This window comes from Acinetobacter sp. AOR01_HL, assembly GCF_027855455.1.
In the GTDB taxonomy this organism is placed as follows: Bacteria; Pseudomonadota; Gammaproteobacteria; order Pseudomonadales; family Moraxellaceae; genus Acinetobacter; species Acinetobacter baumannii.
The window spans coordinates 31,284-42,731 of the sequence record NZ_JAKTIM010000004.1; the positions used below are offsets into that span (position 1 = coordinate 31,284).

The window sequence follows — 11,448 nt, forward strand, 5'->3', positions numbered from 1 at the left end:
ATCCCAAAGTACTTTCTTAATGTAATTTGGGATATTTACCTACCCCTGACATACTAGTAATAAAAAGTAATCTAATGCGTTATTTCCTTTATACGCATCGTTCTTGTCTAAACACTGAATAATTGCGCCTTCAATCATATATAAAAATAGTTTGGCATCATTAAATGAAGCATCAAATTTAAGTGTTCTAAGTTGACTATAAATTTCATTTTTTAACCATGTTCTATAGCGCACCGTGGTTTGATAGGCGTTGGGATAACTATTTTTAATTTCAAAAATAGCTTTAAATAATAAGTAATACGGCCCTTCTAAATCGATTTTCCGCAGCCACAATATTGATATTTTCTTTAGCCTGAATCTGAGTCAACTCATCAGCGACCACTTGGCTACCACGAATATTGACATTATTTGCATCGAGTAGAACCTTTTTACCACTGATTGTACTTGCTATCGCTTCACTCGCTTGATCATGAGTAAAACCAGTATCGGTCTTACTACCTAAAGTTCCTTTATGTTTCTCATACCACTGTCGATCAAATTGGCTGGTCTTACGACCTTCCTCAATATCTAATTGATTAACGGCAGAGATTTGAGCCGTACCCTGTACACTATTTAAACCCGAACCTTGTATTTTAATATTTTGCCCATTTAACAATAATGAGCCATTGCTATTAAGCTGACTGCCAACATCTTGGGCTTTCTGGCTGGTCGTCTGATTCTGTATATCACGGTAAGTACTCAGTTTATAACCCGTTTGTACTGTGCCAATATCAACATTTCCTACTGTATTGATCACTGAGGCGCCATTGCTGTTATTCAGCTCAGCAGCTTTAAGAACTGTATTTCCGGCAACATCAACCATTAAAGTTGCCTTGTTCGGTTGAATCTTATTACCACTACCTACATAAAGCCCAGCAACACGATCTACACCGGTTGTGCTTGCACTAAAATCACCGACCTGACTGGTTGATGTTCTGGTTGTCGTCTCAATCTTGAGGTTGCCACCGACTTTTACAGCCATTGCATCTTTGGCACTGATTTGACCACCAATATTATTGAGGTCTTTTTGAGTCGTAATATCAACTGTATTCCCCTGAATACGTCCCTTCAGATTATTAATATTATCTGCGGTAATTTGAACAGCTTCTCGTCCAGCAATGGTTGAACCATTCAGTAAATCACCATTTAATTTAAAGTTAACGCTATTACCTGTCAGTAAAGTACCATCACCCTTTAAATCCCCCACACGTGCTTTTACATAAACTTGCGGAACAAGCGCTTTTGTTTTCGTTCCATCCTGTAACGTCACGTCTTTTTCAACTAACCAGACAATATCACTGGTCAATTGCGCAATTTGTGCGGCACTTAAAGCAATACCCGGACGCAAACCATATTGCTTGGCAAAGGTCACCCCATTATTCATCAAGGCTTTATATTGTTCCTCATCGGATGCATAACCTTCCAAGAAGCGATAACCAGTTAAGTTAGTTATCTGATCTTGCACCATACGCTGCTCATAAAAGCCATCTCCTAGACGTTTTTGTTGCAATGCAGGGTCAAGGCCTAAAGCATTCAACATATAGTCCGAAGACAACCATTGGTTGTAATTGGTAAAGTTCGGGTCAGTCTCAATGAGATAACCTGCTTTACTATCAGCTCCTGTTCTATACAAGGCGTTATTGGCAACTTTAATATTGTTGTTATTAATGGTACGAATTTCGAGTTGCTCCCCCGTACCAGCTTGATCTGGTGCAGTGGCCTGATCTGAGGTGGAGACACCTGAAACTTGAGAAGCTTTTTGACCTTGTAATTGGTCCAAAACAGAGATTTGAGTGGTATTGTCTTTTTGTTGAACGTTAGATGAGTTTCCATTCAGCCCTGAAGTTTGAACATCAGTTTTTACAGAAGTTTGACCTGCTGTTTGTAAATTTTTATTTTGTGCAACACCTGCTTGCTCAACAAAAGTTGTATTAGATGTAGCTGTTAAATCATTAACATGAGTTGTTTTGATCTGTGCATTCGTGATTGGATCACCAGCACTCTTAGAAACAGCCGTAATATCTTGATTCGTTTGGTTCAGCTCATAATGATCGGCGACCTGACCTATTGGCACATCAATTGTTGTTTCACTTGAAACTTCAAAAGGTCCTTCCCAATCACCTTCATATTCCCAATGTTTATACACTGTCCCCCGATCTACAACCTTTCTAGTCCCTTTTATGCTATTATCTGAAACAATAGCACCCCCCAAATTAATAAGCTCTCCTCCAGCTAAAATTTGGCTCTTATCATTAAATACCTGTGCACCACTTAGATCCAGATTTCCGCCTGCTTTAATTTGACCCGGAGCAGATTCAATGGCTTTGGTTTCATAAGTAATTTCACTATAGGTGTATCTCATCCAATCTTCAAACCAGTTACCACCATCATATTGACCGTCAAAGGTACACCAAGCATTACAGAATTTTTCTAAGCCATCTATACGTGATACTTCAACATTATCATCGGTTATGAAATGCTTATTAACATTATTAATCTGTGCGGCAGATAAGCGCATGTTACCTAAAGATTCAATGGTCGCGCTCTCATTGTTAACCACACTGGCTTGACCAGTCGCTTTACGGTTCTCATCTAAAGCACCGCCTAAATATAAATTTGCAGCACTGAATATAAGTGCCTGACTCACATAATCTTGTGTATTTGCCAGATTATTTAACACTCCCACACCAAGGTTCATATCACCTCGTGAAGCAATAACTGGAGCCCTACCTTGAATATCTGGCAAGTTATTTAAAGTGTTAGCGCTAATCGCAAGATCTGTACCATAGATACGACCTGTACCTTGGTTATTTAAAGTATTTGCTTTTAGTGTGGTGTCATCACCATTGATCAGCCCGGTGTTATTAATCTGATCTTGTGCTTCAATTTGGGTATCGTGACTTTCAATTTGAGCATTGCTAGTGTTAGTTATATTGGCTGCATTTAGTTTTAAGATATTGCCAGCATTAATTTTTCCATCGTTGGTAATATCCGAAGTTGTACTTAGACTCAGATTTTTATTCGCTTGTAATTGTCCTTCTTGAGTCTGCTTAAAGCTTTCTTTCAGCGTAATATTCGCGTCACCCAAACTTGCAATCTGACCATCACCCGTAAGCGATTGAGCTGTAATATTTAAATTCTCACCCGATAGTAATTTGCCTTTTTGGTTATTAATAACCAGCTGATCACCTTGTAAATTAAGCTGTTTAACGGCGCTGATTTCACCAGATTGGTTGTTCAACTGTCCGCTAACATTAAGTACAGCATTTTGGTTACTACGGATTGCACCAGACTTGTTATTCAAAGTTTGGGCGCTCAAGTTTAGATTTCCAGCATCAATACCTTGAACAGACGTACTATCCGTAGTTAATGTGTTTTTGTTATCTAACTGCTGAGTTACAAGATCTAGCTGCCCCGTGGCCATGATATGGCTATCTGGGTCTGTTGCCACCAATTTACCTTGGTTGTTGACCTGTTCAATGGTCAACTGCATATCACCCATCGACAAAATCTGACCAGATTGGTTATTTAGCAGTTGGTTTTGACCTGTCCCTTGTAATTTCAGGTTTTGGGTTGCAAGCAATGTTCCTTTGTTATTAATAACCTGATTCGCACTTAAATCTAAATTTTGTCCACTTGCAATGTAACCTTGCGTATTATCGAGAGCAATAAGATTTTTTAAAGTGAGATTACCTTGGCTAAGTAATCCCCCTTGTGTACCGCTATTGGTATTCATAAGATTCTGCCCATTGGTATCAAGCACAAGTGATGTTTTTGCCTGCACAAGACCCTGATCATTATTAAATAGACCAGATGAAATCGAAACCAGATCTGAGCTAATCGTACCTTGTTGGTTAGTGAATGCCTGTTGTTGACTATCTATATTTATCGCTTTTAATGATGTAATTTTGCCTAATTGGTTATTAACACCACTCGCTTTAAGATCAATTACGCCAGACGACTGTAATGATCCGGATTGATTATTTAAAAGTGAAGAACCTGCATTAATATTTAATACACCATTCACACTTCCAATTTTACCTTTTGTGTTATTTAAACCATTACTGTTAAGCGTAAGATCCTGTCCCGCTGCCAAAATACCTGTTTCATTATTCAAAAGACTTGTGCTTTGTAGAGTAGCTCTACCTTGTGCATTGATCTGTCCTGATAATGAGTTATCAATTGAGCCAGCTATCATAGACATATCTTGTCCAGATTGAATAATACCGGCTTGGTTTTGTAACGCTTGTGTACCCGCTTGAAGTGTCAAATTACCTTGGGTTGCCAGCTTCCCTTGATTGTTAATCAAACCTTGACTATGGATATTGAGGTTTTGATCAGCAACAATTGAACCTTGGGTATTATTAATATTTTTTTGGCTGTTTAAATCGACTTTACCCTGAGCGCTGATGTGTCCAGCTGTATTGCCTACAGATAAGGCTTTTGCTGTTAAATCAGTTTTTGCCTGTAATACGCCAGACTGATTGGTAAGAGCCTGATCCCCAGCATCAATAGCTAATCCAGCTTGAATGCTGCCAATCTGTCCTTGATTATTATTTAAACCTTTACTGCTCAAAGTTACATTTTGGTTTGCAACCAAAGTACCCGCCTGGTTATTGATAAGCCCAGCACTAATGATATTTAGTGCATCTTGTGCACTGATTTGCCCTTGCTGACTGTTATCTAAAGTATTCACTTTCAGATTCAAACCAGCACCACTCAGTAAATGGCCTGCTTGACTATTATCTAATGCTCCATTAATTACCAGATCTAAAGCTGAACCACTACCTGACTGAATCATTCCAGCCTGATTATTTAAATTCTGAGTTGTAATTGTAGTGTGAGCATTCGATGCAATTTTTCCAGCTTTATTGCTGACGTCACCTGTGCTTGTAATTGTATTATCGGTAAGCGCAAGAATAGTGCCCGAATCATTATTCAAGTCACCACTCGTGATTTTAAGACTCGTTCCTGCTTGAAGCGAACCCGAAGTATTTAATAATTTTTCTTTTTGAGCATCAATGGTTAATGAACCCTGAACACTACCAATTTGCCCCGACGTATTATCCAAGCCCTGACTTTGAATAGAAACGTTCTGATTCGCGGCCATTACCCCAGTTTGGTTATTAATTGCTTGTTGCGATAAAACAGTTAAGGTATCTGTAGCATTAATTTGGCCTTTATTACTATTATTTATTGAGCCTGCTGTAATTTTTGTAGTGTTGCCCGTCAATTTGCCTGACTGACTGTTATCTAATGCACCTTTGATATTTAAAGTAAGATCAGCATTTGTCTCAATTGAACCACCTTGGTTATTCAGACTTTGTCCCGTAATTTCTATGGCATCGCCACTTTGAATTTGACCTTTAAGGTTGTTTAATTTCTGAACTTTTAAGGCCAATTTTTTTTGAGCAGAGATAAGACCAGACTGATTATCTAAATTTTGAGCGCTTAAAGTCAGATCCTGAGCGGCAAGTATCTTGCCTGATTGATTACTCAAATCGCCTAAACCAGCATCTAATGAGACATTGCCCTGAACGCTACCAATTTGTCCTAAATCATTGGCCAGACCTTGACTCTGTGTAGTCACATCTTGTTTAGCAATGATTTGTCCAGACTTATTGTTAATATCTTTACGGCTTATTAAAGCAAGCGAGCTTTGGCTATTCATGAGACCAGATTGGTTATTAATCTGGTCAGCACTTACAGATAAATCTTTTTCAGCTTGTAGAGTTCCAGAAGTATTATTAACTACACCAGATCCTGCATTGATCGCTACAATGCCTTGGCTACTACCAATTTGGCCACTGCTATTGTCTACACCATTAGAAGTAAGAGTGACATCTTGATTCGCTACAATTTTACCGGACTGGTTATTAATGATTCCCAAGCTGGTCAGAGTTAATGCATTTTGTGCAGAAATGAGACCATTTAAACTATTATTAATAGAACCAGCTTGAATAACGCCATTCTGTCCTGCGTAAATTTTGCCTGATTGACTATTATCGAGTAAGTCTGCCACATCAAGTTGTACATCATAATTAAGAGCAGAACTTAACTGACCACCCTGATTATGAAGAGTAGTCGTTTTTAGTTGTAAACCCGATTGGCTCTGAATAAAACCTAATTGGTTATTCATTTGATCTTTAATCGCTAAGGTGAGCGGGTTTAGTGTTCCGCTCTGAACCATTTGACCTTTTTGATGACTCAAACTATCTGCAGAGATATTGATCTGATTCGCCGAAGTAGTTGCTCCATCTAATACAACTTGTCCACCCTTCAATAATAGCTGTCCATTACTGAGAATCTGGCCTTGTGCACCTTGCAATTGATCGGCAGTGATATTCAGTTGCTGATTCCCTGCATGGATAATCTTTCCAGTTTCATTATTCAGAGCAGACGTGTTCAGGTTAATTGAAGATGCATTACTGCTAATTTCACCTGCTTTGTTATTTAAACCGTTCACAAAATCTAGGGTAAATTCATTATTGCCCGTATGCTGAATTTTACCTTGACTATTATCTAGCTGTTTTGCTGTAAGGATGAGGTCCTGACTACTCAATAGGCCTTGCTGATTATTAATCAAATTCTGGCTAGTCAGTTTAAGTTGATTCTGGGCAACTACGCTTCCAGCCTGCGTAGAGATGTTGCCTGTCACACTATCTAGCTCAATATTTTGTGCCTGCAATTGACCTTTTGCCGCATCAATATTGCTTTGCGCTTGTACTTTTAAATTACCGCCAGCTAAGGTTTGCCCATGTAAACCGACTTGATCTGAACGAATAGTCACATCACCAGCATCACCTAATTTACCTTCACGATCTAGGCCCGCAGCAATCAATCCACCTACACTATGTTCTAAAGTTGAACTGGTAATCTGGACATTTTTTCCAGCCCCCAAAGTACCAGCATTCTGAATATTTTGCCCTGTAACTGTTAAATCCTGATCAGCATAAACACTACCCGTGTTTTTAAGTTGATCATGCTGTAGCTTTATTGATTTAGCGTGAATCTGACCTTGAGTATTATCAAACTGCTGGGCAGTACTGTTTAAATTTTGCTGAGCTGCGATAGATCCCTGATTGTTATTAACCGTCACATGTTTCTGTTTAATTTGGTCTGCAACAATTTGTCCTGATGTATTATTAAGAGATTGGCTATTCAGATTTAAATTGGTTTTAGCCTGAATGAGCCCCTCAGTATTATCAATCGCTTTATTCGCTTTAATATTTACAGCTTGGTTTTCTGAATACACAACACCTGACTGGTTCTTCAAATCACTTGCATTAACGTTGACAGTTGCTCCACTAGCAATTTGTCCATCAACATTATTCAACTCACCACTTACAGCTAAATCAAGCTGTCCAATTGACTGGATTTTTCCGCCTTTATTGTTGGCAGACTGAGTTTGAATATTAAGAGTACTATTAGAAGCAAGCTGACCTTGTTGGTTAGTGAAAGTTGAGGTCTGGATATTGGCACTTTTAACGGTAAGCTGACCTTGGTCATTATTAAAGCTATTCCCTTTAATATTGATAGCACCTAAATTAAGTTGGCCGCCTTGGTTATCTAAACCATTTTGGCTGTCTAAATCTACACCACCATTGGCAACGATTGCGCCTTGATCATTATTCAGCACATCTGACACATGGATAAAACCAGTATCGTAAGTTTTTGGAGTTGTATCTACTGGAGTTACAACACCTAAACTTCCACCATCTTTAGATGGATCTGTTGGGACCGTTGGAACACTTCCACCTGTAGATCCCCCTGTACCACCACCAGTATTACTCTTAGCAATTCCAATTTTACCGCCAAGGTTTGTCATTGAGCCTGATTTTAAATCAAGCGCTTGTATGCCTGTTTGTTCAATAGAACCGCTATTTTTTAGTTTTGTAGAGTTAATTGCTATTCGGGCAGCATTTAACGTACCACTATTGGTAATCGTATTCTGATTTTGAAGATGTAACTCATCAGCACTACTGATTAGACCAGAGTTATTTAGATTTTGACTCTCAACTGAAATTTGTGAAGTTGCGCTACTGATATTACCTGTATTCTGAATGTTTTGAGCTTTAAGTTGCACCTGATCTTTATTTGCAATCAAATTACCACTATTGACCAGATCACCTTTTGCATTCAGGGTAAGGGTGCTTTGAGTACTGTTAATCGAGCCAGCATTACGAACACCTAACCCTTGCTCTGTCCCTACCAAAAAGATTTTACCAGCATACATTCCACCAAGCTGGCCCACATCTAAGGCAAAGTTCGGCTGAGGTGTAGATGTAGGCCCTGTAGTTGCTGTAATTTTAGGAGTAACTTGGTCTTTGACTTGAATGTCATTTTGTCCAAGTACCGTGTTAAGTTCATTGGCATATAGTCCTGCATTGACCTTTAAGGCACGCGTATAAATATCGGTATATGGTGTTAAGCTTCCATTTAAGCCTTTACCTTCAATCGTAACCTGACCTTCACGAACACGGAATGATTCAAGATAACCTTGATTCATTACCGCTTGTCCGGTTGTTAAAGTAAAACGGTCTGCATTAATCACACCACAGCCATCACAAATTAGACCTGAAGGGTTTGCAATGACGACTTGAGCTTGTTTTCCGGCAACTTCGATATAACCTTTAAGCTGACTTGGGTTACTGCTATTAACCTCGTTCAAAATAACTTTGGCTTCACCTGTTGCAAGCCAAGGATTACCTTGTACCCATCCACCAATCTGGGTTTGAGTGTTATTACGCGAGTTATTTAAAATGGCACCTTCTTGACCAACATCAAATTGTGTATAGGTATTCCGCGAAACACCACCCGCACTTGGTGTCTGAATATTGACCTGAGTTGTTCCATTGGCACTATTTAAAATAGTTGGCTGCTGTGATGTTGGAGCACCTTTGTCTGCAATGATTTGAGTTCCAGCAACACTACTCATTGGCAAGCTGATTACCAATGCCCCTAAACAACCAATAACTGCAAAGTTAAGTGGATTTAATTTTTTATAATGAATAGTGGGAACAGAAGACGTCACCACACCTGTTTCCATTGTTCCCTGACTTTGCCCTGCTTGCTTAGTTTTACTTTTTACAATCTCGGCAACAGCAATAAACATACCGCGAGCATGACTAAAAATAATACGATAACGGTTCTTATTCATTTTAAAATCTCACTAAATCTTTTTTTAATACAATTGATTGCGTTCAGGACCTTTGAACTTAAATTAATAGGTCCAGTTCACGCTAAATCCAGTCGTGTAATCATCCGTCTCGAAGTGATCTGGCTTTTTCAACGGTGCTCCGACAAAAACGTCATAATTCAAACGCAGAGGGGCAATTTGTCCACGCAAACCAACAACTGCACCTAACAAACTAGTACCTGGTAAAGGGTTTGGATAATGCGCGGTTTTTCCCCCCACCTCTCCATAATCAATACCTGCATACCACGAATGTGGTTTATTCATGATTGAGCCACTCAGTTCATTGCGAACTAAAAAACCATTATCTGCCAATAAAGTTTGTTCACCGTCAAAACCCCTTACGGTATAACGGTTTCCAATCGAGAATCGGTCTTGCGGTGTCAAAGGCTTATTACTGTGTTGGGTACGCCATTCTGCAAGATATTGTAGGTTCTGTTGCCCCACTTTAAAAGGAACTTGTAAACTGGCATTGGCCTGCAAAATGCCTACATGTGTATAAGCCTCACCAAAGCTTTCTTCTGGTGCTCTCATTGCATTAAGCCAGCCTGTACCACGCTTATAAGTCACATTACCGCTTAATGTTGCATTAGAAAAATATTCAGTATGATCAAGACTTGCTTTCCATCCCGCCGTTTTTCGGCGTTGTACTTCTACTTCGACATCATTAATATAGTTTTGTGATTCACGGTACCATCCACCAAAACCTACAGCAGTTTTACGGTGTGCATCTCGATAAATAATTCGAGACAAATCTGCATTAATGAGTTCGCTTTTACCGCTGTATTGATAAGTTTCAGTGCTTCCAGCGACTGTTTGTAAATAGTTAGAACGGCTATAACTGGTTGAAAATAACCAATAATCAAATGGAATGGTATAACTTGCATAAAAGCCATCTGTACCATGTTTACCAGAACCATTGCTACCTAAATCATGGTTATAACTGATATAAAATAAATCATTTAAAGTTAACACATGGTCAAGTGACAAGGTCGCTGTACCTTGGTATTTTCCAGTAGCATCAGAACCTGAATCATCAATCCCCACATGTAAGCGATAAGGTTTAGCTTGTTGCCATGCAAGAATCACATCACTATAACCCGGTTCATTTTTTTGTTCTGCTGGCTGAATTTTAAAATCAGCCTCAACCGTAGGTACACGTTTAAAGTTTTCTAAGCCTTGCTCCATATCACGAATATTTAAAAGCGCTCCCGACTTCATCGGTAAAGCATTCCATAAATGTGCTCGTTTAGAGGTACCATCGGCAAACTTAATCTGATCAACTCGGCCAGGAATAACATGAACCCGAACTGTGCCAGATGCAATATTTTGCTGAGGTAGTAACACTCGTGTTGTGACATAACCATCTGCAATAATTTTATTTTGGACAAGATCAAGTGCCTGATTAAGACCATTTACACCTAAACAACGTCCAATAATATTGTTTTTACCAGTTGTAACCACATTAAAGCTAGAAATGAATTGATGAGCTAAATCACCTTCTAAAAGTATTTTTTTAATTTCAAAGCAAGGTGTTTCACTATTAGAGTGTAAATATTGTAATTGCTGAGCTGAAATTTTATTTTGTTCTTGCCCTAAATTCACACTTACGTTCGGCTGAATCTGTTTTTCTAATGCAGTATCTCGCTGCTGTTGCCGAATGGTCTGATCAGCCTGAATTCTCTGTCGAATTGGATCATCCGAGTCAGCCGCATAACTTACGCCCCCCATGAGTGATAAACAGATGAATAAGACATTTTTATTAAATTTGTTATAGTTCACCATATAAAATCAAACCGTGATTAATATCAACTTAATTTTATTTTAACAAAACCTTAACAAAGTGGAAGTATTTTTTATACAGATTTGTCTGTATGTAAAATAATTTTTATTAACAAACTTTTAGAAGCACTCAACCGAGAAACAAATTTATATATAAAATCAATAAGGTATAAAAAAAGCTCCACAAAAGGAGCTTTTTTAGAATCTTGGCAGAGGATCAAGGACTCGAACCTTGACGAACGGTTTTGGAGACCGTCATGCTACCATTACACCAATCCTCTATAGACAATTAAACCATTCAGATTTAATCATAAAAAAAGCAAGATCATCGTCTTGCTTCTTTCTATGGTGGGGGCGAAGAGACTCGAACTCTTACACCTTGCGGCGCTGGAACCTAAATCCAGTGCGTCTACCAATTTCGCCACGCCCCC

Annotated in this window: 1 protein-coding gene, 2 tRNA genes and 2 pseudogenes; all 5 read right to left on the bottom strand. The window is 38.8% G+C overall.

Annotation, left to right across the window (positions count from 1 at the left end; translation table 11 throughout):
- Positions 1 to 39: 39 nt before the first annotated feature.
- A pseudogene (locus MKL62_RS00365) lies at positions 40 to 318 on the bottom strand (TetR/AcrR family transcriptional regulator); the annotation flags it as partial.
- Positions 311 to 9,199: pseudogene (locus MKL62_RS00370) on the bottom strand (two-partner secretion domain-containing protein); the annotation flags it as partial. The pseudogenes MKL62_RS00370 and MKL62_RS00365, both read right to left, overlap by 8 nt.
- A 63-nt stretch (positions 9,200 to 9,262) precedes the next feature.
- Complete coding sequence (locus tag MKL62_RS00375) at positions 9,263 to 11,020, bottom strand: ShlB/FhaC/HecB family hemolysin secretion/activation protein (protein WP_005128280.1); 1,758 nt, start codon at positions 11,018 to 11,020, stop codon at positions 9,263 to 9,265.
- 204 nt (positions 11,021 to 11,224) lie between these two features.
- Positions 11,225 to 11,298 (bottom strand) — tRNA-Trp (locus tag MKL62_RS00380).
- Between the two features lie 65 nt (positions 11,299 to 11,363).
- Positions 11,364 to 11,448 (bottom strand) — tRNA-Leu (locus MKL62_RS00385).

Coding starts and splice junctions, on each gene's coding strand:
- MKL62_RS00375 (WP_005128280.1), bottom strand. CDS start 11,020: ATGGTGAACTATAACAAATTTAATAAAAATGTCTTATTCATCTGTTTA.